Below are 23,719 nucleotides of genomic sequence, written 5' to 3'. Positions count from 1 at the left end.
AAAAGAAATTATTCAAACTAATCAGGAAACATGAAGATTATGTCAGTAACAACAAACAAGGTGATGAGCATTGGAAAAAAACTGGTGCTTGCAACAGGGTTGGTGCTTTTCATGGGAGCTTGTAATAAACAACTGGACATTCAATCGTCCCGCCAGGCAGATGAAAAAGGGCATTGGGATTCTTATGAAGATGCAAGAAGCGGGCTCATTGGTTTATATGGATTGCTGCGTGCAGCTGTTGCAGATAACAATGCGCATTGGATGTGGGGCGAATTAAGGAACGGCGATTTTCAATCAGTATATCGTCCCGATCTGAAAGCAGTGATTGAAGGAAACCTCAATGCATCGTTCCCGACAATTGAAGCTGTTACAAACTGGCGTCGTTTTTATGCAGTGATCAATGCAAGTAATTTGTTTATTGAACGTGTGGCAGGTTGCAAAGCAGATCAACGTTATACCGAATCGTATTATAAGCTTGATGTGGCGCAGGCAAGAGCTATCCGTGCATTCACTTATTTCTATATGGCAAGGATATGGGGCGATGTTCCGCTCATCATCAATACAAAAGAAGGAAGCTTCGATGAACTGCCACGCACAAGTCAGGCCACAGTTCTTTCTTTTGCAGAGCAGGAACTGATCGCTGTTGCACCTAATCTTCCTTTCCTGTATTCAGGTATTGATCCTGCACAGATATTTCCCAATAATTATTACGGCTATAATTCTTCACAATGGTTAAATGCACCAATCACAAGACTGGCTGCTTATGCAATGCTGGCACATATTGCTGCATGGCAGGGCCGTTATATTGATGTAGCAGTTTATACAGAGTTTGTGGTAAACAATGCAACAAAAAGTAATCTTTCGCTGGTTACAACCACAAATCTTGTAACAACATTATTTAACAGCGGTGTAAATAATAACTACAACCAGCTTGTTGGTTTCAGCTTTAACCGCAACATGGGTGAAACAACTTCAGAAGGCCATATAGAACAACTCACGTTGGCAACAACAACGCTTTATCCCATGTCGAAGCAGTTGCCTGAAATATATGTTTCAAAAGATTCTATTGCTGCAGCATTTCCACGTAGCAACGGTGGTACCGATCAGCGCTTTGGTGTTGATCCCCTTTCTGTGCAGCAAACAATTTATACCAATTACTTTGAAAACTATAGTGCAGCAGTTCCTGTGTTCAAGAAGATAAGAGTGGTGGATGGTAACGTGGGTAACGCAGGACAGTTTGCAGTATTCAATTCATCCATTGTATTTACACGCCTTGAAGAAATAAAATTACTGCGTGCGGAGGCGTTGGCTGTATTAGGACAAACAGATGCTTCGTACCAGGAGTTAAATGGTATCAGAAGTATCAGGGGGCTTGCATCCATTTCTCCGGTGCCATCAAGAGATCTGTTAACAGAAGTGTTTGCAGAAAGAAGAAGAGAGTTAATGGGCGAGGGCTGGAGATGGTACGACCTCGTAAGATTTAACAGGTTAAAACGTACAAATCCTGCTTTTAATGAGTTGATCGATAAGGGTGGAGTTTATTGGCCAATAGCACAGGAAGTATTGAACAGGAATTCAAAGATCACGCAAAACAGTTATTGGCAATAACCGGGTTGTTTAAGCAAAAGAAACTTTTTCAATAAAAGTAAAAACGCACAAAATGAGTTTTATCAGAAAAAATTATTTGTTGATCGCTGCGGGTTTGTTGATAGTGATAGCACTAACCAGCTGCAGCAAGACCGACAAAACCTATTACGATTATAATAACACGGCTGGCACCTTCAAAGGCACAACGTATGAATACCTTACTGCGCAAACAGGCTTGTATGATTCGCTCTTGTTTGTTGCAAACCGTTTAACAGGTTTATCTGATGCATTAAAGAGCGGCAACATAACCTTGTTTGCTGCGAATAACAGAAGTTTTGAACTGGCGTTGTTCAATATAAACCAGGCACGTAAAGATTCTATTCCTGCAATGGCACAGGTATCTCTGGCTACAATTGATTCTGCTTTGCTTGATACGTTTGTTTGCCGATATATTATTCCGGGATTACAACATACCGATAGTTTAAAAGGATTTACAGATGGCAAACTGTATGCATCGTATCGCTACGATTACAACATGCAATTGCAGTATGTTGCTACTAATGCATCGGGTTATTTAGGTGGTGGCCCCAAGGCCATTACATTCAGCGATCCTCGTAATTCCATCTTCACACGTAACTGGGTAAGAGTAAATACAATTACGGTTGATATTAAAACATCAAACGGTATGCTGCACTTGTTACCCGCAGGACACGACTTTGGTTTCGGAAACGATTTTATTAAACGAGTGAATAAACGATAGGTTATACCAATCTCTCATTTTCTATAAAAAGAAGATAACGATGAATAAGAGCATAAAAAATTCAGTACATAGCCGCCGTTATTACCTGGTTGCAGTTGTAGTAGTGCTGGCAGTAAGTGCCTGCAAAAAATACCTGCCGAAAGAACGGGAAACGGTTGGTGCCGATTCGCAATACACCATTGATACTTATCAACCGGTTTTAGGCCGCACCACTTTCTTTACTGATAATTTTTACCAGGGCAGTACAACTTATCCATCTGATTTTAAGATCGTGAACCCACGCAGAAGAAACGGTGATCCTGCACCGGAACTCACAGATGTATTTCCGGTGATGGTTTGGAAACAGGCATACGATGGAAATGAAAAATCAGTTGCAGAGATTGAAGCGAAACGTGAAAAGCAATACCGTCCGTTATTTGAAATAGGACCGCACTCAGGTGCATTCACAATGTGGACGGAAGCAAAATCAGCTTTTGTCAGATCACAACCCGATTCAGGTTATTTATTTGATGTGGAGCTTTCAAACTCCGGTGGTCGCAGATTTTACCGCAACCTGAAGCTGATGCCATTGAAAGAACGTCCGTATGAACCATCTAACTACAATGCATCAACAGGTCAGCCAACAACAAACGGAGTATATGCTTCTGCTATAATTAATATAAAGGGAGCTAATACAAACCGCTATCTCTCTTACAATGATATTGATGTGTACATACGCAAGATTGTAAAAGTTGGAGTTCCTTCAACCAATACGTTAACCTTCCGTTTCCTGGATACATTATACAATCCAATTGATCCTGCAAAGTTTGCAGAAACTGATTGGAACAATCTTGTTCATGGGTTTGAAAAAGTGATGACAGCAACAGGGGTTACTTACAAAATGGTTTATCCGATTCCTGCTGTTGAAATACCTACACGCTTTACATCATCTGACGGACGCCGTGCCAGAGTACGTTTCGGTTACTCACGCCTTGGTTATAATGGTTCAAGAGAAGATGCATTGCTGGGGCTCGACTTCGCCATTTATGAACCCGGCGATTGGGAAATAGTGTTTGCGTTCAAAAACGATAATCCAAAATTTACCAACGATTAACACAGGCACACATGTTTAGTATAAATACACAAAAACTAATTGCAATGAGATTGTCACCCTGTATCGCCATACTGGCCTTCACCCTTCTTTTTTCTGTGCATGCCAATGCACAAAACAAGATAACAGTGAAAGGGGTTGTTAAAGATAATGCACAGCAAACTGCTATGCAGGGTGTAACAGTATCAACCGCCAAGCCTTCTAAAACCATTGCAACAACAGACGCAAACGGTGCATTTACGGTAACTATTGATGCAGGAACTGAACTTGTGTTTACACACTCAGGATACGCTGCTATGCGTAAAACATTTCTTTCCAGTACTACATCTGTAACAATATCACTTTCTGTTAAGGATAATACCATGCAGGAAGTAGTGATACAGGGGTTTCGTCAAAAAACGAAAGAAACAGCAACAGGTTCAAGCACTGTTGTAAGTGGTAAAGCATTACAGGATGTGCCTGTATCAAACGTGGTGGAACTGTTGCAAGGTAAAGTGGCAGGGTTAAACGTACAGAATAACTCGGGTTCACCCGGCGGCATGGGCACTATTAACTTACGTGGTATATCAAGCATCAATATCAGCAGTGATGGTTTCTTAACACCAACATCACCATTGTTTGTGATCGATGGTGTGCCCGTTGATGTAAATACAAATTATGAATATGGATTTCAAAGTGGTGGTGCCGGTATCAATCCATTAGCCTTAATACCACCTGAAGATATTGAGCAGATGGAAGTGTTGCGTGATGCAGCAGCAACGTCGGTTTATGGAGCAAGAGCCGCCTATGGTGTGATCATTGTTACAACGAGAAGAGGTAAATCAAAAGTGCCCATTGTACAGTACTCATCTAATTTCTTTGTAAAAGCGCCACCACGTTTGCGTGAAGTACTTGGCGGTAAGGAGGAACGTTTGTTCCGTATACGTACCATTCTTGATTATGATACTTCTGCTGCGGCAGCACAGGCGCTGATCAATCAAACCCCGTTTTTATCCGATAGCCTTAATCCTTATTTCAACAACTCAACAAACTGGCAGGATTATTTTTACCGTACAACATATAATCAGCAGCATAACGTAAGCATCCGTGGTGGTGATGACAGGTTCAATTACAAAACCAATCTTAACTATTACCAGGAAAACGGTATAGTGCAGAACACGGGCTTTAAACGTTATTCGCTTAGTATGAATGCACAGTATGCGCCTACTAATCAATTGCGGATGCTTGTAAGTCTTTCAAGTTCACTTGGCCAAAAACAAAACGGCAGTGGTGTTGGTTTAATACAAACAGGTGTGGCAAGTGGCGGATCTTCTTCATCGTTACTGCCTTCACCATCACTGTTCTCTGAAAATAACAGCGCTCTTGCTGCTGCAAGAGTTACCAATAATAACAAGACAGCGAATATTTCTTCCAGCCTCGATCTTTCATATGAGCCATTAAAAGGTTTACGTATTGGTAACCTTCTTAGTTACAATTTTAATTCAGGTACAGCCGATCGGTTTACCCCTTCGTTTCTCAGTAACGGCTCTTCAGAATCGTACAGTTATAATGACAGGACGTACACGTTATACAACCGTTCTAATATCAATTTCACAAAAACATTATACAACCTGCATAATTTTAATGCGTTTGTTTTTAATGAGATCAATTCTTACGGTTATCGTGCAAACGCTGTTCGTTTAGATCGTACTGCAAATGATCAGATAACAGGTCCCATAGGTTATGGATGGGGAAGTTCACGTGGCGGTACATTGAATAATATCAGAGAAACAAGACAACATGGTTATGGCGGTTCTGTTTCATACAACTTCGATCGTAAGTATGTGATTGATTTCAATATCCGTTTTGATGGGTTATCAACCACCGGTTCAAAACAACCTTATTCACAAAATCCTTCTGTGAGTGCGAGATGGAATTTTAACCGTGAAAAATGGCTGGAGAAAGTTATGTGGTTAAGTTATGGATCTGCGAGAGCATCATGGGGACGTAACATTAAACCTACCGGAACTATATTTGATACATATGGTCGCTACATTGTTGGTTTGCCTTACAACAATAACCCAACTGTAACGATTGATTATGCAACAATCCCAAATGAGAACTTCCTCCCTGAAACACAAACATCAACAAATGCAGGTATTGAATTAGGGTTATTCAACAATGCGTTGCAGCTTACATACGAATCTTATTACAGGTCGATCGATAACCAGATCATGAAAATTAAACTGGCCAACACCAGTGGGTTTGCAGAATTGCAAACAAATGCAGTTAGTCTTGTGAACTACGGCATGGAATGGTCAGCTACAGTACGAATGTTTAAACAAAGCAAGCCATTCCAATGGACGCTCTCTGTAAACGGTGCATTTAACCGTGAAATACTTACCAAGCTTCCTGATAATCTTCGCCAATTGCGGCAGGAAGTAAGAGATAACGGCAGTGACGTTCCGGTTATTTACAGGATAGGACGTAACGCTATATCAAACCTCATTTATCATACGCAGGGTGTTTATGCCGGCACGTCAGATGTACCGGTGAATATTGCAACAGGAAGACGTCAACAGTTGGGTTCAGGTACAGGTTATTATTTCCAGGGAGGTGATCCACGTTGGACCGATGTGAACGGTGATTACATTATTGATGAAAAAGATCTGTTGCCCATTGGTAATCCTATACCAAAAGTGAATGGCGGTATTCTTTCGCAAATGCAGTTCAGAAACTTCCAGTTAAACATTAATGCATCATACACACTGTTTCGTGATCTGTTGAATGCTTCATTGTCGAGAACAATGCAAAACTTTGGTAACCCTGCTTCAATTGGTGTGGCACCGGGAGCATTGGTTCCTATTGATCAATACAATTACTGGAAACCATCTCCATCAGATAAAGGAAGCGGTACTGTAAATGCGCAATATCCAAATCCTTTCGATTTCAGAAGAGCAGGTGTAATGCAACCATTCCGTAGTAACCAAACCTTGTTCCTTGAAGATGGTTCTTACTGGAAAATAAACAACATCGTATTGGCTTACAACCTCGATAGAAAACTCATCAGCAGATTTAAGATGACCTCATGCAGACTTACGTTAACTGCCAATAATGTATTTACATTTTCAAATTACAGCGGCCCCGATCCTGAATTGGTTACACAGTTAGGAAGAGATAATTCCGGTGGTTATCCCAATGCACGGAGCTATGCAGTTGGTGTAAATGTTCAGTTTTAATTGTAAAAGAAAAACAAAAATCAGATGAAACGTATTATCAGCATACTTGCAATTACCACATTACTTCTGTTTGGCAGTGGTTGCAAAAAATATTTAAGTCTTGATCCGCCCAATGCGCTTTCAGGAAATAATTTCTGGAAAACAAGAACCGACCTGGAGAACTATACCAATGGCATGTATGAGTTGTTGCGCAAATCTGTTGCAAGACTTGATATGAAAGCAAGTGCAGGTGAATACAACTTTCCCTTCTTCGCTTTTTCAGGCGACCTGAGAGGTGGTATGGCAAAAGAGAATACGGAGATCGGTTGGGGACGTACGTATGTTGCCAACTTATCAAACAATAATATCAAGGCACTTTTTGTTGATGCGCCAAGTGGTGGTAATAACTGGTATCGTGTGTTTAACATGATCCGTTTCAGCCAGTGGGATAATTTTTATAAAGTGATCGCTGCGGCTAATATTGCTGTTGATCGTGTTGATGGTGTACCCGATCCTTCATTAACAGACGCAGATAAAAAGCAATACAAAGCAGAAGCCATCTTTATCCGCAACATGGCTTATTTCCTGATGGTACGCCAATGGGGTGATGTTGCTTATTACACAGATGCCTATCATAGTGCACCATTGAAGCGTATGCCAATGGTTGAAGTATTAAAAAATTGCCGTGAAGATATGATGGCAGTAAAAGATGATCTGCCATGGACCTATAAAGATCCCGTGTTTGTTGCTGTACGTGGAATGAGAGGATCGGCTATTGCATTGTTAATGCATATCAACATGTGGCTTGCTGCTTTTGATACAGGTAATGAAAAAGGATATTATGAAGCAGTAGATGCATTGGGTGATGAATTGTATAACGAAAACGGTGGAGCCTACGCACTACTTCCATTGGAACGCAATGGTGAAATTTTTAAAGGCCGTTCAAAAGAAGGTTTGTTTGAAGTGCCGCAGAATGCCAACTATGGTGAATCGTTTGGCTGGTCTTACTACTATGATCTTGTTTACTATAACCGTCTTGCTCCCGATCCTACACATCCCTATATCAGTTACGATACAAAATTCATGGAAACGATTTACCCCGTGGGACAGGCTGATAAAAGAACTGATTATTGGTTTGATGTATCAACCATGTACAGCGGTAACAGGAGTTTTAAAATGCTGAAGTTTTTTGTGAACCGTGATCCTAATTCTGTTGATGGTACTTCGTTTGATGCAAGCCAGATCATTTTCCGCTATACTGATGCAATTCTGTTACACGCAGAAGCATTAGCAAATCTTGGTAACGATGTTAAGGCAAAAGAGAAAGTAAATATTGTACGTGACAGAGCTGCGGCTGCTCCTTTAACAAGCGCAGGCGCTGAATTAAAAACAGATATTTTTTATGAGCGCTGCAGGGAATTATTGGGTGAAGGGCACTATTGGTTTGATGTGGTACGGACAAAACGCATCATCGATCCTTCATACAAGTTCGGTTACCATTGCACGGTAGAGCAATTTAAAGCAGGTGCATGGACATGGCCTATTCATCAATCAGCATTGGTGAATAATCCGGGCATGACATTAAACACTTACTGGCAATAACAAACAAAAAATTAAGCAGATGAACTATATGAATCGATCCATCATCATCGCTTTTCTCATAACAACCATCTCCTTTGGTTGTCAGAAAAAAGATTACTTCACCGATACGGGGAGGCATACACCCAATTACCAGGGCACTGTACTTGATTATTTAAAATCAAAACCGCAGATGTGGGATTCGCTGTTGAAAGTGATCCGCATTGCTGGTATGGAAGATGTGTTCAAAAATGAAAAGATCACCTTCTTTGCACCTGCCGATTCATGCATTACACTTTCGATGCGTGTTTTAAATCTGTACCTGGATGCAAAGGGAAAACCACGTGTAACAAGGCTTGATCAAATTAAGCCGGAGGTATGGAAAAAGCAATTGTGCCGTTACCTGTTTAAAGATGCCCGTTCAATGAACGATTATCCGCAGCTCGATCCAGGTAATTTATCAGCTTATCCCGGACAGATCTATAGTTCCTATCTCGGCGACATTATGAACATAGGTGTGATCTATAATGATGCCGGTGGCGTAAAGTATGCAGGTTACAGGCAGTTGATGATCTCATTCATCCCATCCGTTTCAGCACCGAGAGATTATAACAGTTGGTTCCCTGCTATCGTGGCTTCTGTAAATGTTGCACCCACAAACGGGTATGTGCATGTATTGAATTATCAATATCACTTTTTCGGATTTGGAACAGGCCAGTTTGTTGAAGATGTAATTGACAAAGGCATTATTTACTGAGTATAAAAAGCGTAAGCGTTTTTCATGATAAAGCAAACGATTAAAAATTTTTCAGCAATGACAAGAAAGAACAGACAAATATTCCTGGGAGCAATCAGTTGTTTTTTGGTAGCTGTACTTTTAGGTTCATGCTCAAAACAGAAGGTTGAGCCCGTAGATATTTATCCCGATCCTCCTGCTGTGTTGGTGAAATTCCTTGAAGGTGGCCCTTATCCTGCAATTGGCAGCGAAGGTTCTGTTGTAAAGTTTAATGTAACAGGTTTAAAAGGCAAGGAAGGACAGTTTAAATTCTTTGTTCATCTTACCGAAGCAGAAATAATATCAGTTGAAGAAAATGCAATTACTGTAAAGGTTCCTTTGGGAGCAAGCACAGGTGCAGCAAACGTACTCATTAACGGACAGTATTATTTTGGTCCAACGTTTACCATTAAAGGAAAGCTTTCAATTGATGCTTCTTTTAATACAGATGCGTATGTTTCAAATGGCGAGATCAATGGCATCTTCCTGCGTTCTGACAATACTTCTTATTTCCTTTATGGCCGTTTCAGTAATTACCAGAACAGCGCCACAGCAGCTAACCCCATTACAGGTATGGCAATTGTTGACCTCAACTGTGCTTACAAAGCAGTAGCTGATCAAATGAAGGTTGGTAAAACGGGAGTATCAGGAAGTTTAACCAGTGTTATTCAGCAGCCCGGTGGTCAATACCTGCTTGCAGGTTCGTTTGGCAGTTACGATACCACAAGTAACATTAATAATATTACCCGTTTAACATCAGCTGGTGTATTGGAAACTCAGGTTGTTGATTTGATTAATCCAGACCCTGTTAATTTTCCCAATGACGGACAGGCAACAGTGCCCTCATTAAATGGAGGAACAACGGGAGGAATTACCAGAATGTTTCTTAATTCATCTACAGGTGATATTACATTGGTTGGAAACTTCTCAAGCCATGTTAGTACGTTTTATGAACGATCAACAAAGACAGGTCCTTTTGTTGATATTGTAAAAGTCCGCCAGTTGATACGCATGAAATCTACCGGTGCATTTGATTCTTCTTTCAACTTCAACTATGCAACCAAAGAAGGTTATGAAGGTGGCAACGGTTTTATTTATGATGCAGTGCAACTGAACGATGGTAAGATCATTGTTGTTGGAAACTTTACAACATATAACGGAACAACCACAAACTATATCACCCGCATTAATCCAACTAACGGTTTGGTTGATGCCACGTTTAATCCCGGTGGAGTTGGAGCTGATGGACCCATCAATAAAGTGAGGTATAATGCAACCACCAATAAACTTTTGCTTGTTGGTGATTTCAAAAAATATAACGGTCAGGATGCTAACGGTGTTGTTATGATCAATCCTGATGGATCAGCTGATACAAATTTCCGTTTTGGAAAAGCAACAGGTGGTATTCCAACGTTTGCCGCACAATTGAATAATGGAAAAATTATTGTTGCAGGCAGCTTTAGTCATTACAACTACAATTATATCACCACACCAGATAAGTCTATTGTTCGCCCCGGTTTTATGGTACTTGAAAGCAATGGTGCTTTAGCACTTGGCTATAACAATACAGGTTTATTCAGGGGTACCATTAATGACCTTGTACAGATCGTTATTAACGGAACACCGGGTGTAATTCTCGTTGGTGATTTCGACAGGTTCGATGGTAAAACCGTTGCAGATATTGTAAAACTCCGAATGGAAAACTAACAGGTTACTTAACAAATTAATTGATAAGATTATGATACGTTTGAAATATCTAAATGCTTTATTCCTCGTTGCGGCGGCAGGGTTCATTGCAGCAAGCTGTAATAAATCATTTCCAAATCCATTGGAAGCAAATGCAGGTGCTGGAAATTCTACAGCAGTCATTAATCCAAAAACATTGGTAATAGTGGTTGATGGTGCAGTAGGTACGCAAGTGCAGGTATCGAACCCACCCGTGCTTAACAGCCTTGTAGATTATTCCATTTTTTCCTGGGATGCATTGAACGATTATGATAACGTGAATGTTACAAATACATTGGGTTGGTCAAACTTACTCACAGGTGTAAAGGTGAATAAACACAATGTTACGGGTGCAGATTTCAGCGGTAACCGTTTTGCAGATTATCCTTCTTTGTTTACACGTCTCAAACAACAAAGGCCAGGTATGAGAACAACTGCATTCTTCTCATCAAACAATATTGCTGCTGAACTTGCAGCAGATGCTACAAAAAGCGAATCGTTCAATGAAAATGATGCAGCGGTAAAAGAAGCGGTAAAAGCCGAATTAACTACACAAAACCCCGACCTGGTGCTGGCACAATTTCATGATGTTGATAAAGCAGGTGCAGCTTCATCTTACACAGTTGGTTCAACAACTTATAAAGATGCGATACTGAGAACCGATGCATACATTGGTGAACTGTTAACTGCATTAAAAAACCGTCCTGCATTTAAAACAGAAAACTGGATGGTGATCATTACTTCAAACAAAGGAAGCAATACGGTTTATAATCCATCAGGTTCATGGTCGGCGTTTGAAGACACAAGACACAACACATTTTTCTTTTGTTTTAATCCACGGTTTAACAGTAAGGCTTTAACAAAACCCGGTGCACTTATTCCGTATACAGGAACTGCTCCGCTTTACTCAGGTGCAGTAGCACAAAACCGCAGAGCTAAAGTGTTGGGTGGCGGAACAGCATTTGATATTGGAACAACAGGTGAAATGACTGTTTCATGTAAAGTGAAGATACCTGCCGGTAATTATTATTATCCGGCAATCGTATCAAAGCGTGCATCTTTTTCAGGTGGTGTTGTTGGTTGGGTATTTTTCCTGGAAGCTAACTATTGGATGGTCAATTTCGGTCAAACAGGTTTAGGTAACCGACAGATACGTGGACATGTAATTGCCGATGGTCAGTGGCATACACTTACTGTTGTAGTAAGAAAAGAAGGAGCTGCAAGGAATGTTTATACTTATACGGATGGAATAATGTATCCCGGTATTGCTGCTGCTACAAGAGATATTACAAGTTATGGAAACCTCAACAGCCCTCAACCACTTACAATAGGTAATCTTCCTCCTGATAATGTAACGGGTCTCAATAATTACCATATAACTGATATCAGGTATTATAATGTGGCGTTGCCTGATAATTATATTGCTAATACCTATTGCACAACAAGCATCGAACCATCTAACCAGTATTATAACAACCTGGTTGGTTTTTGGCCCGGCTTCCCGGTAATAAATGACAATGCTGTATTTAAAATGCGTGACCTGTCTCCTTTTGGCCGTGATTTCACACTTGAAGCATATTCACCCGGAAGCTTTAATGATCTTAATGCAAATGTTTGTCCTCCTGTTAGTGAACCTGTTTACAAAACAGTTCCTAATTCAGTAGATGTTGCGGTGCAGGTTTTTGCATGGTTTGGTATTACTGTTCCTGCTTCATGGGGGTTAGATGGTAAAAACTGGATACCTACCTATAGCGATGTAAGCGGAGGTTGATAAAATAAGAACGATTAATGAAACTAGTTACAATAAAACGAACAAACATGAATTCTGTTATTCTTGTTAAACGATTATCGGTTTGCCTGCTGTTGCTTTCAGTAATAGTAACAGCATGCAGAAAAAAATATGCATACGATTTTGAAGATGGTACGCCGGGCAACGGTGCAAATGCAGGAAGCATTACTATTGATACGAGTATTAAAAATGTTGATGCTAGTAAGTATGCACAGGCAAGAGTATTCCCCGGTTTGGTTTGCGCATCGGAGCCAAGAACCAAGGTTGATCTTGCAATGAATTTAAACTACAATCATGTGCAGGATGAGTTGCGTATCTCTGTTCCGCCAAGTCCTCAATTCAGCACGGGTTTGTATGCTGCTCCCGGTGAGTTGGTGATCATTGATGTGCCGCAGAATGAATATTCACTTTCTGTACAAATTGGTGCATGGACTGATAATCTTTCTGTTATTCAAAATGCACCACGTGATCCTGTGATTTATACACGCAGCCAGTTAAATCCCGGCAGAAACTATTTAAGGAATTTGTACGGTGGTCATATTTATATTTTCGCAGGTCGCCCAATTACAACGCCGGTAAACTTGTCTTTCACCAATGTGGTGAAGTCGCCTGATTTTGTATTGGGTGTTACAGATAAGAACGAATGGCAAACGCAGATACGTTCGTCATGCGTGCCATGGCTGGAATTGAGAAGCGCTAATATGGTCTTTGTAGTACCTCGTCAGTATTGCATCGACAGACCATTTGCTGATATTCAAAAAGCAATGCAGGATTGGGATGATATTGTAAATCTTGATTATTACCAATGGGAAGGGTTAAGCGAAAATCCTGTTGAATCGATTGACAAATCACCACTTCTTCCATGGAGAGTTGTAATGGATATTAAACCTGTGGTTGGTTATGGTCACTCGGGATTCCCCATCGTTGTACAAAATGATTACAGTTGGTTCGATGGCATTGGTAATGTAAGTGCCATTAATGGTGGTGGTAACTGGGGGGTGTTTCATGAGTTAGGACATAACAACCAACAGGGTACATACTGGAGCTGGAGTACATTAGGAGAAACAACCTGTAACTTCTTCTCCTTTAAAGTTGCAAACCGCTTGAGTGCAGTCAACCCATCATCATGGCCTCCGAAACATCCTGCATTGGCAACAGCAATACCTGCTGCTATTACATGGGCTTCTTCAGCTGTTGGTACAAGAAATTTTGATGGAACAGATGCAGCCATCAATGATCCGTTTGCACGTTTAACACCATTCGTTCAGATCATGAGTAAGATTCCTGCTAACTGGGGTTATCCTGGTCAGCCAGATGGATGGAGTTTTATAACAGAGCTATACAAAAAAGCTAGACGTTCAAACAGGATCTCATTAACCGATCAGAACAAACGTGATTTTGTGTATGAAACATTGTGTGAGTTTACACGCAAAGATATGCGTGCATTTTTCAGGGCATGGGGTATAACAATCAGTACTATTTCTTTAAATAAAATGGGAGCTATTTATCCTCTGTCGTTTCAGGAAATATGGAAATACAATCCGCTAACAAAAACCGGTGGTGATACACAGGCTGATCCAAGAAGCGTTTGGGTGCCCACTGTTAATTCATGGGCAACAAACGAGGGATCAAGCGGAGGCGTTATTACGCATGCGTTTGATGGTTCATTCACAACTTACTGGCATAGTAATTATGGAACCGGTACAGGACCGACAGCGCCGCAGTACACCATAACTGTTGATATGGCAACAGCAACAACCATCAAAGGATTTTCGGCAGCGTTGAGGCAAAGTGGTGCAAACACAGCAACACGTGTTAAAAATATACGAGTACAGGTTAGTGATGATAACATTAACTGGACGCCTGTAACGTTTGCACCCGGTGCAAGCACAATTACCGGAGCCATGACATTATTGAACCAGCAAGGATTGCAGAGTTTTAATTTAACTGCGAATGTTACGGCCAGGTATTTCCGGTATATAATAGCAGCTACTTCCGATAACGATCCAACGGGTAACAGCTCAGCACTTTCAGAAATTAATATTGTAAGACCTTAATCTTCCATCAGCGACAAACACGTAATATGAAAAAGAACAAACTGCATATTGGTCTCTTACTTACTACAGCAGGAATCATGATCATGCTGTTTGCATCCTGTAAACGTTATGCTGATCCTCCACCGTATTTTGAAGAACCTGGAGATACAACAAAGCCGGCAGCAAGAAAAGTATTGCTGATTGGTATTGATGGTGCTGTAGCAACTGAATACAAAAAAATGAGTTTGCCCATATTGCAAAGTATGTTGGCAAAAAGTAAGTATACATGGGAAGGTGTTTCCGATGAAGTAAGTACAGATGCTGCCTCATGGAAAACATTGATGACTGGTGTTTCTTATTCAAGACATAAAATTAAAGACAGCACGTTTATCTATTCGCAAAGTATTAATGATCCGCAGCATTCATCTGTTCCAAATTTTCCATCTATCTTTTCATACATCTTGTCTTCTCCAAGAAGTGATATGCGAACTGCAGTTATCTCACCTTGGCGTACAATGGTTGAAAAGCTGGTGCCCGAAGCACTTGATCCGGTAGTTGCTGCCGATGATGTTGCTGTAAAAGATTCTGCACTCAAACGTATCAAAACTGGTAACCCGGATTTTATGGTGGTGAATTTTAATTCAGTTGCCATTGCGGGTAAAGCCGGCGCATTCCTTGCTGATAATGTTGGTTATAAAGATGCAGCACTCAGAATTGATGCATATATCGGTGAACTGCTAACAGCACTCAAGGCTCGTCCGGGATACGATAAAAATGAAGAGTGGCTGATAATTGTTACAAGCACACATGGCGGTGTGGGTAACAGTTACGGAGGACCAACTGCAAGTGAAGTAAACAGCTTTTCTGTATTCTATCACGAAAAGTTTAAACCATTAGAATTTGTGCGTTCCGGTTTTTCAGGTGTAGCAATGAAAGGAACCGGCAGCTCTGTCATTCGTGCAAGCATACCTGATGATGGTGGACTTTATAATCCCGGCCTGGCGCAACAAACAGTGTCAGTTAAAATGAAATCTCCCACACGTACACAATACCCGCATTTCTTTTCAAAAATGGAACGGTTTGCGAGTACTACAGGTTGGTCATTATTCACCAACTCAAGCGGTATATGGTGCCTCAGTGTAAGAGGGTCAGGTGAATCACGTATTCAAGGGACAACACCTTTAGTATTTGACGACAAATGGCACACAGTTACATTTAAGTTTATGGATAGTGCTAGTAAGCGCTGGGCAGTTCGCTATACAGATGGTTTGCGTATCGATCATACAGATATTACAGCACGAGGTACAGTTACCAGTCCTTCGCCACTTACGATGGGATGGGGAACAGATCCCGGCATGGGTGCTGTTACGGTAAGCTTTGCAGATTGTATGATCTTTAATACAGCTCTTTCCGATGCTGAAGTTGCATCATTGCAATGTTCAAAAGATATTACACAACATCCCCGTTACGCTAATCTTATTGGTTACTGGCCTTGCGGCGATGGATTTGGCGGCCGCTTCCTGAACAAAGCTCCTGGCGCAGTCAATAAGGATTTTGTTTTGCAAGGGTCTTTTACATGGGATAATTATTCTGAAGTTCCATGCAGTGTAACTCCTTTTCAACCTACAACAGGGAAAGCTGCTTTGTTTTTAAAGTCGGTTGATGTTACAGTAACAAGTTTGTACTGGTTAAAACTGAATATCCTGCCTTCATGGGGATTGGAAGGAAGCAAGTGGCTTGAGCAATACGAGCAAGAGTTTGTAAAACTGTAAGCAACCAAATAGAAAATTACAGCAAGGCCTTTCGTAAGAAAGGCTTTGTTGTTTCGTGCAGGGTGCTAAACAAAAAAGCAGCAATGAATTACATTGCTGCTTTTACTTATTTAAACAGGTCAATTATGGTTCAACTGAATCATTCAGGTCTGCATCCACAAGAATGCGACCGCAGTTTTCACACACAATGATCTTTTTGTGTTGTTTAATTTCACTCTGACGTTGTGGAGGAATGGTATTGAAACAACCACCACAGCTTTCACGCTCAATAGGCACTACTGATAAACCATTGCGGTAGCTGTTACGGATACGATCGAAGCTTGCGATCAAACGGTCTTCAACCGCTTCTCTAGCACCATTTACCAAAGAACGTAATTGATCTTCTTCTTTTTGAGTATCAGCAACAATCTTATCTAATTCACCTTTCTTGTGTTCAAGGTTTTTTTCTTTTACTGCAATTGCCTTCTTTGCTTTTTCAAGCACTTCACTCTTTTCAATCAACTCTTCGTTTGCATCTCTGATATGCTTTTCAGAAAGTTTGATCTCGAGACCCTGCATCTCAATTTCTTTATTGATGGCTTCAAACTCACGGTTATTCTTTACGTTCTCACTTTGCTTTTCGTATTTAACAAGCAACGCCTGCGATTCAAGGATCGCATCTTTCTTACTCTGAATAAATTCCTGGATACCGTTGATCTCTTCTTCAATGCGGTTCTTACGTGCATTCAAACCTTCAATTTCATCTTCAAGGTCTTTTACTTCCATCGGCAATTCACCTTTCAGGATCTGGATCTCATCCAGTTTGCTTTCGATCTTTTGCACACGAATGAGTGCCTTCAGTTTTTCTTCTACAGAATACTCTTTTGTAGTAGCCATATTTGTGTTTGAAGTTTTTTGTTTTTGGTACCGGCGGTAAGGCCTTGCTCATCACTTGTTGTGTCACTCTCTTGTACGTTTGTATTTCTAATCATCTGAAATACTCGACAGGATTCGTTTTCACAGCAGTTTTGAGGACGGCAAAGGTAGGGAATTTCCCGCTCAAATGATCGGCCAGTAAATCGATTGTAAACTGTTCACTTTCCCAATGCCCGATGTCGGCCAGCAATAGCCTGCTTTCGGCATCAAAAAACTCGTGGTACTTCACATCACCGGTTACAAAAGCCTGGGCCCCCGCAGCAAGTGCTGTTTTAGTCAAAAAACTCCCGGCACCTCCGCAAAGCGCCACTTTATGAATGGCATGGGCAGGAGGAACAGTATGTCGGATCACACTAAGTTGAAATTGATCCTTAAGCAGTTGGAGAAAATCGGTTGGCGTCATGCTGGCGGGTAAATCACCTATGAGTCCACTTCCCACAGCGTTCCATTCATTTGAAAGCTGAACAATATCGTAAGCTGGTTCTTCGTAAGGGTGATGTTTCAGCATGGCTGCAACAATATTTCTCTCCAGCCAGGCCGGGAAGATCGCTTCGATCTTCAATTCTTCTTCTTCATGTCTTCGGCCTGGTTCGCCAACAAATGGAGTTGTTCCTTCGCCACCTTTAAACGTTCCTTTGCCCGGCGCATTAAAACTGCATTCGCTGTAATCACCAATGTGTCCGCCACCTGCCTCAAAAATAGCCGTACGAACGATCTCAGCATGCGAAACGGGTACAAAGCTGAACAACTTGCGAAGCAGGGCTGTCTTTGGCTGGAGTATTTTACAATTCACCAAACCAAGACGCTCGGCCATTTTCGCATTTACACCTGCAATCACATTATCAAGATTGGTGTGGATGGCATAAATAGAAATATCATATTTAATAGAAGCGATCACAGCACGCTCCACATACGTTTTACCGTTGATCTTTTTTAATCCGCTGAATACAATGGGGTGGTGGGCCACTACCATGTTGAGCCCTTTCTCTTTTGCCTCGAGGATCACTTCTTCTGTTGCGTCAAGGCTTACTAATATGCCTGTGCATTCCCAGGCAGGTGAACCGGTAAGAAGTCCCGCATTATCATAGCCTTCCTGTAAGGATGGCGGGGCCAGTGATTCCAGAAAACGAACGATGTCTCCAATTTGCATGTAGTAAAAATAAGATAATTCAGAATGAAGCGTTGTAAGAGGAGGTTAACCGGTTGAAAACCCGATGCTTGAGTTTTGCGTACTTATACTGTTGCCAAATCAGCAAAACAAATTGTATTTTTAAACCCCGTTAACTTGAAATCTATGAAGCAGTTATTGATTCTTTCTTTCAGTTTTTTAATGCTTGTCGGCTGTAAAAAAGCCATTAAGCGTACCCAGGAACAAATAGCCGAAACATTAATTGTAAAAGCAATGACCGATGGTCGTTGGACCGTAACTGTCTATACCGATGGCACTACAGATTACAAACCTGAGTTTGATGGTTACGAGTTTCAGTTTAAAACCGACCGTAAAGTTGATGCAATTAAAAATGCAACCACTGAATCAACCGGCACATGGAATGAAGATCGGGTGAACATTGCCATCATGGCCGATTACCCTGACAATGCAACCTCCACTTTACAACGCTTAGATGGTGTTTGGAAAATGAAGGACAGTAACTGGACTTGGGTGAAAGCCGAACAAATCATCAATGGTAAACTGGTAAAATTAGAATTAACTAAGAAATAAAAATCATAATTAATAAACGAAAAGCGCTTTCAATTGGAAGCGCTTTTCGTTTGACAGATAGTTTTGTGCAGATCGTCATCACTTCACCTGCTTCTGTATCATCTCTGTAAATACCAATGCAGCTTTTTTTCGATAGCTGTCTTTCGGCCATGTAATAGAGGCCTGGCTGATGATGTTTAATCCTTTAATAGGAATGGTTTTTAAAGTCTGTCTTCCTTTAGCTGCAGCAACCGTCATGATGGTGCAAAAATTCCCCGTCTCCACTAATTGCAGCAGTGTATTAATATCATTCAACTCCATTTTAATATTTGGCTGCACATTATTTTTCGCCAGCTCTTCATTTAAAAAATGACGGGTATGAAATCCTTTTGCCGGCAGCACCAGCGGAATATCTTTCAAGTCTTTTATTGATACCGTTTTTTTATCAGCGATCGGGTTCGATGGATGCACTACCAACGTTAGCGGTGATTCATACAAGCGTTGCGAAATAAACATATCATTATCCTGCAACTCCAAAAAAGAAAGCAGGAAATCAACTCTTGTCGATTTGAGTTTATCCAGCAAATCTTCTGACGTGCCAAACTCAACAATGATCTTTACATCGGGGTATTGTGCAGAAAACTGGATGAGCACCGGCGTGAGCAATGCCGACAAACCATAGGTAACGCCAATCCGCAGTTCACCGGTCTTAATTCCTTTCAAGTCATTAATTACAAAGCGACCGCTTTCTGAATCGGCAATCGTTTGCCGGGCATAGGGTAAAAACAAGCTCCCGGCCTCGGTAATACGCACCCGCTTACCGATACGGTCGAATAAAGGCATCCCCAATTCATCTTCCAATTGCTTGATCTGCTGGCTCAAAGTACTCTGACTGATATACAAAGCATGAGCCGCTTCAGTAAAATTGAGCAGTTCTGCTGACCTGATAAAATAACGTAGTTGGCGAAGCTCCATAATGATCGATCGGTTTTACCGATTGAAGTGATAGAAAAATACAGTTATACAAATTTAGGATTTAAAAATACATTTGGGCTGTAATAAGCGATTGATTGTAACATATTGCTGATCTGGTCGCAAATTTTCATCCTTCTAATACAAAAGAATATGAGTCATACGCCAACAACTTTGTTCGATAAGGTTTGGGATTCCCATGTTGTACGCAGCATTCCGGATGGTCCTGATGTGTTTTTTATTGATCGTCATTTTATTCATGAAGTAACAAGTCCTGTTGCATTTTTAGGACTTGAAAATCGTGGACTGAAAGTGATGTTCGCTGAAAAAACATTTGCGACAGCCGACCATAACACTCCAACCATCAACCAGCATTTACCGGTGCAGGATCCACTTTCTGCGAATCAGTTGAAAGCGTTGGAAACAAACTCGGCGAAGTATGGTATTTCGCATTGGGGATTGGGAAATCCAAAGAATGGAATTGTGCACGTAGTTGGTCCTGAAAATGGGATCACACTTCCGGGTATGACGATTGTGTGTGGTGATTCTCATACATCAACACACGGTGCATTTGGTGCTATTGCATTTGGTATTGGTACTTCAGAAGTTGAGATGGTGTTGTCTTCTCAATGTATTATGCAGCCGAAGCCAAAGAAAATGCGCATTACTATCAATGGCAAATTAGGTAAAGGTGTTGTTCCGAAAGATGTGCCTTTGTTTATTCTTTCGCAAATTTCTGCAAGCGGTGCAACCGGATATTTTATTGAGTTTGCAGGAGAAGTGTTTGAGAACATGAGTATGGAAGGACGTATGACAGTTTGTAACCTTTCAATTGAAATGGGTGCACGTGGAGGTATGGTTGCTCCTGATGAAACAACGTTCAATTATTTAAAAGGAAGAGATCTTGCACCAAAAGGGGAAGCATGGGATAAAGCATTGGCTTACTGGAAAACATTAAAAACAGATGCGGATGCAAAGTTTGATCTGGAGTTGAATTTCACCGCAGATCAAATTGAACCGCAAATTACTTACGGTACAAATCCTGGCTTGGGTACAGGTATTACACATTCTATTCCCGTAGCTTCTGAAGTAAAAGATGGGGAAGCTTCTTACAAAAAATCACTCGCTTATATGGGCTTTGCTGAAAATGAAAAAATCATTGGCAAGCAGGTTGATTATGTGTTCTTAGGAAGTTGTACCAACGGACGCATTGAAGATTTCAGAGCATTTGCAAGTATTGTAAAAGGAAGGAAGAAAGCAGATAATATTACCGCATGGTTAGTACCGGGTTCACATATTGTGGAGCAACAAATTAAAGAAGAAGGTATTCTTGATGTATTAATTGAAGCAGGTTTCCAGTTACGTCAGCCCGGTTGTTCTGCATGTTTGGCGATGAACGATGATAAAATTCCTGCAGGTAAATATGCAGTAAGTACAAGTAACAGAAACTTCGAAGGTCGTCAGGGTCCCGGTGCAAGAACATTGCTTGCAAGCCCGTTGGTAGCTGCCGCTGCTGCTGTTACAGGCGTAGTAACTGATCCGAGAGAGTTGATGAACTAATGGCTGATGTCGGATGTAGGATGTCTGATTTATGATGTCTGAATTCCGATAATGCACTACAACTCACAGAATCAAAAAATCATAAATCATACATCCTAAATCAGAAATTAAAAATGGCTTACGATAAATTTACAGTCCTCAAAAGTACAGCGGTTCCAATGCCGATCGAGAATGTGGACACCGATCAAATTATTCCTGCACGTTTCTTAAAGGCAACCAAGCGTGAAGGTTTTGGCGATAATCTCTTCCGTGACTGGCGTTATAACAGTGACGGTACACCGAAACAGGATTTCGTGTTGAACAATCCTATCTACTCCGGTAAAATTTTGGTGGGTGGTAAAAACTTCGGCAGCGGTAGTAGCCGTGAACATGCTGCCTGGGCTATTTACGATTATGGTTTCCGTTGCGTGGTGTCAAGTTTCTTTGCTGATATCTTCAAAGGAAATGCACTCAACATTGGTATTTTGCCTGTAACAGTCAGTCCTGAATTTTTAGATAAAATTTTCAAAGCAATTGAAGCCGATCCAAAAGCAGAACTGGAAGTAAATCTTCCGGAGCAAACGATCAGCATTGTTGCAACAGGTGAAAAAGAATCGTTCGACATCAACGGTTATAAAAAACATAACATGATCAATGGTTTCGATGATATTGATTACCTGCAATCGATGAAAGATGAGATCAAAGGTTTCGCATCAAAGAGTTTATACTAAGCACCCAAAACGAACATGCCCCAGAACAAGCGTTACATTGAAATAATGGATACAACACTTCGTGATGGTGAACAAACCAGCGGAGTATCCTTTTCTGCATCGGAGAAATTAACGATCGCACAACTGCTGTTAACAGAAGTGAAAGTGGATCGTATTGAAATTGCATCGGCTCGTGTATCGGAAGGAGAATTTGATGCAGTGAAAAAAATCACGAAATGGGCGAAGGCAAATGGTTTGTTGAACAGGGTAGAAGTGCTCACGTTTGTTGATGGAACTGTTTCTGTTGACTGGATGATCAAAGCAGGTGCAAAAGTGGCCAACTTGTTAACCAAAGGTTCGCTCAATCATCTTACACATCAGCTCAAGAAAAAACCGGAGCAACACTTTGCTGAAATTGCTGAGGTGATCAAGCTGGCAAAAAAGAAAGGCATTGAAAGCAATGTATATCTCGAAGATTGGAGTAATGGAATGCGTCATTCAAAAGAATACGTTTTTCAATACCTCGATTTTATTGTAAAGCAACCGGTGAAGCGTGTGATGTTGCCCGATACACTCGGCATCTTAACACCATCTGAGGTGTTTGATTTTGTTTCTGAAATTGTACAACGTTATCCCGATACGCATTTTGATTTTCATGGTCATAATGATTATGATCTTGGGACAGCGAATGTGCTCGAGGCAATGAAAGCAGGGGCACATGGTTTACATCTTACGGTAAATGGTATGGGCGAACGTGCAGGTAATGCACCATTAGCCAGTGCTATTGCAGTGATGCACGATTTTATGCCTAACATTAAGTCATCAGTAGTTGAAAAATCACTGTACGGAGTAAGTAAGTTGGTGGAAACATTCTCAGGTGTTCGTATTCCTTCAAATAAACCAGTTGTTGGAGAAAATGTGTTTACACAAACGGCGGGCATACATGCAGATGGTGACAAAAAGAATAAACTATATTTCAGTGATCTGATGCCGGAACGTTTTGGTCGGCAACGGAAATATGCATTGGGCAAAACAAGCGGTAAAGCAAATATTGAAAATAATCTTGCACAGTTAGGCATTCAGCTTGGCGATGAAGATTTGAAAAAAGTAACACAGCGTATCATTGAACTTGGCGATCGAAAAGAAGTGGTAACACCAGCTGATTTGCCCTACATTCTTTCGGATGTGCTCGACAGTAATTCCATTCAGGATAAAGTAAAGGTTGAGAATTATGTATTGACACATTCAAAGAATCTTCGTCCTTCAGTTACACTTCATCTGAATATTAATGGAGAAACATTTGAAGAACATGCACAAGGCGATGGACAGTACGATGCGTTCATGAATGCGTTGAAGAAAATTTACACGCAAAAGAAAATAGAACTACCACAGCTCACTGATTATGCTGTGCGTATTCCTCCCGGCGGCAAGAGTGACGCTTTGTGCGAAACCATTATTACCTGGAGTCATAACAGTAAGGAATTTAAAACAAGAGGTCTTGACAGCGATCAAACAGTTTCTGCGATCAAGGCTACACAAAAAATGTTGAATATTATTTAATGAGTGATGAGTAAT

Annotated in this window: 17 protein-coding genes; 14 read left to right on the top strand and 3 right to left on the bottom strand. The window is 41.0% G+C overall.

Annotated elements, in window-relative coordinates:
• Positions 1 to 30 precede the first annotated feature (30 nt).
• The 10 genes from VK159_RS11915 to VK159_RS11870 are packed head-to-tail and all read left to right on the top strand — an operon-like array spanning position 31 to position 16,309.
• Complete coding sequence (locus tag VK159_RS11915) at positions 31 to 1,608, top strand: RagB/SusD family nutrient uptake outer membrane protein (RefSeq protein WP_324230361.1); 1,578 nt, start codon at positions 31 to 33, stop codon at positions 1,606 to 1,608.
• Between the two features lie 52 nt (positions 1,609 to 1,660).
• Positions 1,661 to 2,347 carry a hypothetical protein gene (locus VK159_RS11910; RefSeq protein WP_324230360.1) on the top strand — a complete coding sequence of 229 codons (687 nt, stop codon included), beginning with the start codon at positions 1,661 to 1,663 and terminating at the stop codon, positions 2,345 to 2,347.
• Positions 2,348 to 2,387: 40 nt separating this feature from the next.
• Positions 2,388 to 3,440, top strand: coding sequence for a DUF5007 domain-containing protein (locus VK159_RS11905; protein ID WP_324230359.1), 1,053 nt, complete (start codon positions 2,388 to 2,390; stop codon positions 3,438 to 3,440).
• 44 nt (positions 3,441 to 3,484) lie between these two features.
• Positions 3,485 to 6,655, top strand: coding sequence for a SusC/RagA family TonB-linked outer membrane protein (locus tag VK159_RS11900; protein ID WP_324230358.1), 3,171 nt, complete (start codon positions 3,485 to 3,487; stop codon positions 6,653 to 6,655).
• A 24-nt stretch (positions 6,656 to 6,679) separates the two neighbouring features.
• Positions 6,680 to 8,236 carry a RagB/SusD family nutrient uptake outer membrane protein gene (locus VK159_RS11895; protein WP_324230357.1) on the top strand — a complete coding sequence of 519 codons (1,557 nt, stop codon included), beginning with the start codon at positions 6,680 to 6,682 and terminating at the stop codon, positions 8,234 to 8,236.
• A 19-nt stretch (positions 8,237 to 8,255) separates the two neighbouring features.
• Positions 8,256 to 8,969, top strand: coding sequence for a hypothetical protein (locus VK159_RS11890; protein WP_324230356.1), 714 nt, complete (start codon positions 8,256 to 8,258; stop codon positions 8,967 to 8,969).
• 57 nt (positions 8,970 to 9,026) lie between these two features.
• Positions 9,027 to 10,694, top strand: a complete 1,668-nt coding sequence (locus tag VK159_RS11885) for a DUF5008 domain-containing protein (RefSeq protein WP_324230355.1) — start codon at positions 9,027 to 9,029, stop codon at positions 10,692 to 10,694.
• A 31-nt stretch (positions 10,695 to 10,725) separates the two neighbouring features.
• Positions 10,726 to 12,483, top strand: coding sequence for a DUF4983 domain-containing protein (locus VK159_RS11880; protein WP_324230354.1), 1,758 nt, complete (start codon positions 10,726 to 10,728; stop codon positions 12,481 to 12,483).
• A 47-nt stretch (positions 12,484 to 12,530) separates the two neighbouring features.
• Positions 12,531 to 14,558: a M60 family metallopeptidase gene (locus VK159_RS11875; RefSeq protein ID WP_324230353.1), complete on the top strand. Its 2,028-nt coding sequence runs from the start codon at positions 12,531 to 12,533 to the stop codon at positions 14,556 to 14,558.
• Positions 14,559 to 14,584: 26 nt separating this feature from the next.
• Positions 14,585 to 16,309, top strand: a complete 1,725-nt coding sequence (locus VK159_RS11870) for an alkaline phosphatase family protein (RefSeq protein WP_324230352.1) — start codon at positions 14,585 to 14,587, stop codon at positions 16,307 to 16,309.
• 123 nt (positions 16,310 to 16,432) lie between these two features.
• Here VK159_RS11870 and VK159_RS11865 read toward each other — a convergent pair whose 3' ends face one another.
• Positions 16,433 to 17,185: a zinc ribbon domain-containing protein gene (locus VK159_RS11865; RefSeq protein ID WP_182805032.1), complete on the bottom strand. Its 753-nt coding sequence runs from the start codon at positions 17,183 to 17,185 to the stop codon at positions 16,433 to 16,435.
• 91 nt (positions 17,186 to 17,276) lie between these two features.
• Complete coding sequence (locus VK159_RS11860; protein ID WP_324230351.1) at positions 17,277 to 18,374, bottom strand: Nif3-like dinuclear metal center hexameric protein; 1,098 nt, start codon at positions 18,372 to 18,374, stop codon at positions 17,277 to 17,279.
• A 144-nt stretch (positions 18,375 to 18,518) separates the two neighbouring features.
• Here VK159_RS11860 and VK159_RS11855 point away from each other — a divergent pair, with 144 nt between their 5' ends.
• The gene (locus VK159_RS11855) at positions 18,519 to 18,944 is read left to right on the top strand and encodes a hypothetical protein (RefSeq protein ID WP_324230350.1); all 426 of its coding nucleotides are present in this window, start codon (positions 18,519 to 18,521) and stop codon (positions 18,942 to 18,944) included.
• A 78-nt stretch (positions 18,945 to 19,022) separates the two neighbouring features.
• Here the strand turns inward: VK159_RS11855 and VK159_RS11850 are convergent, their stop codons facing one another.
• Positions 19,023 to 19,898 carry a LysR substrate-binding domain-containing protein gene (locus VK159_RS11850; RefSeq protein ID WP_324230349.1) on the bottom strand — a complete coding sequence of 292 codons (876 nt, stop codon included), beginning with the start codon at positions 19,896 to 19,898 and terminating at the stop codon, positions 19,023 to 19,025.
• A 150-nt stretch (positions 19,899 to 20,048) separates the two neighbouring features.
• On the opposite strand from VK159_RS11850, the gene leuC reads away from it, so the two are divergent.
• From leuC to VK159_RS11835, 3 genes are all read left to right on the top strand, one after another.
• Positions 20,049 to 21,455 (top strand): 3-isopropylmalate dehydratase large subunit, encoded by a 1,407-nt coding sequence (leuC, locus tag VK159_RS11845; RefSeq protein ID WP_324230348.1) that lies wholly within the window; start codon positions 20,049 to 20,051, stop codon positions 21,453 to 21,455.
• Between the two features lie 113 nt (positions 21,456 to 21,568).
• On the top strand, positions 21,569 to 22,165 hold the full coding sequence (gene leuD, locus VK159_RS11840) for a 3-isopropylmalate dehydratase small subunit (RefSeq protein ID WP_324230347.1): 597 nt from the start codon (positions 21,569 to 21,571) through the stop codon (positions 22,163 to 22,165).
• Between the two features lie 15 nt (positions 22,166 to 22,180).
• The gene (locus VK159_RS11835; protein WP_324230346.1) at positions 22,181 to 23,704 is read left to right on the top strand and encodes an alpha-isopropylmalate synthase regulatory domain-containing protein; all 1,524 of its coding nucleotides are present in this window, start codon (positions 22,181 to 22,183) and stop codon (positions 23,702 to 23,704) included.
• Positions 23,705 to 23,719 lie beyond the last annotated feature (15 nt).

The organism is Lacibacter sp. (genome assembly GCF_035299325.1).
In the GTDB taxonomy this organism is placed as follows: domain Bacteria; phylum Bacteroidota; class Bacteroidia; order Chitinophagales; family Chitinophagaceae; genus Lacibacter.
This window is presented reverse-complemented; position numbering and strand designations above follow the sequence as displayed.

What these genes read in the sequence shown, in the direction of transcription:
- VK159_RS11915 (WP_324230361.1), top strand. Translation starts at nt 31, where the DNA reads ATGAAGATTATGTCAGTAACAACAAACAAGGTGATGAGCATTGGAAAA.
- VK159_RS11910 (WP_324230360.1), top strand. Translation starts at nt 1,661, where the DNA reads ATGAGTTTTATCAGAAAAAATTATTTGTTGATCGCTGCGGGTTTGTTG.
- VK159_RS11905 (WP_324230359.1), top strand. Translation starts at nt 2,388, where the DNA reads ATGAATAAGAGCATAAAAAATTCAGTACATAGCCGCCGTTATTACCTG.
- VK159_RS11900 (WP_324230358.1), top strand. Translation starts at nt 3,485, where the DNA reads ATGAGATTGTCACCCTGTATCGCCATACTGGCCTTCACCCTTCTTTTT.
- VK159_RS11895 (WP_324230357.1), top strand. Translation starts at nt 6,680, where the DNA reads ATGAAACGTATTATCAGCATACTTGCAATTACCACATTACTTCTGTTT.
- VK159_RS11890 (WP_324230356.1), top strand. Translation starts at nt 8,256, where the DNA reads ATGAACTATATGAATCGATCCATCATCATCGCTTTTCTCATAACAACC.
- VK159_RS11885 (WP_324230355.1), top strand. Translation starts at nt 9,027, where the DNA reads ATGACAAGAAAGAACAGACAAATATTCCTGGGAGCAATCAGTTGTTTT.
- VK159_RS11880 (WP_324230354.1), top strand. Translation starts at nt 10,726, where the DNA reads ATGATACGTTTGAAATATCTAAATGCTTTATTCCTCGTTGCGGCGGCA.
- VK159_RS11875 (WP_324230353.1), top strand. Translation starts at nt 12,531, where the DNA reads ATGAATTCTGTTATTCTTGTTAAACGATTATCGGTTTGCCTGCTGTTG.
- VK159_RS11870 (WP_324230352.1), top strand. Translation starts at nt 14,585, where the DNA reads ATGAAAAAGAACAAACTGCATATTGGTCTCTTACTTACTACAGCAGGA.
- VK159_RS11865 (WP_182805032.1), bottom strand. Translation starts at nt 17,185, where the DNA reads ATGGCTACTACAAAAGAGTATTCTGTAGAAGAAAAACTGAAGGCACTC.
- VK159_RS11860 (WP_324230351.1), bottom strand. Translation starts at nt 18,374, where the DNA reads ATGCAAATTGGAGACATCGTTCGTTTTCTGGAATCACTGGCCCCGCCA.
- VK159_RS11855 (WP_324230350.1), top strand. Translation starts at nt 18,519, where the DNA reads ATGAAGCAGTTATTGATTCTTTCTTTCAGTTTTTTAATGCTTGTCGGC.
- VK159_RS11850 (WP_324230349.1), bottom strand. Translation starts at nt 19,898, where the DNA reads ATGGAGCTTCGCCAACTACGTTATTTTATCAGGTCAGCAGAACTGCTC.
- leuC (WP_324230348.1), top strand. Translation starts at nt 20,049, where the DNA reads ATGAGTCATACGCCAACAACTTTGTTCGATAAGGTTTGGGATTCCCAT.
- leuD (WP_324230347.1), top strand. Translation starts at nt 21,569, where the DNA reads ATGGCTTACGATAAATTTACAGTCCTCAAAAGTACAGCGGTTCCAATG.
- VK159_RS11835 (WP_324230346.1), top strand. Translation starts at nt 22,181, where the DNA reads ATGCCCCAGAACAAGCGTTACATTGAAATAATGGATACAACACTTCGT.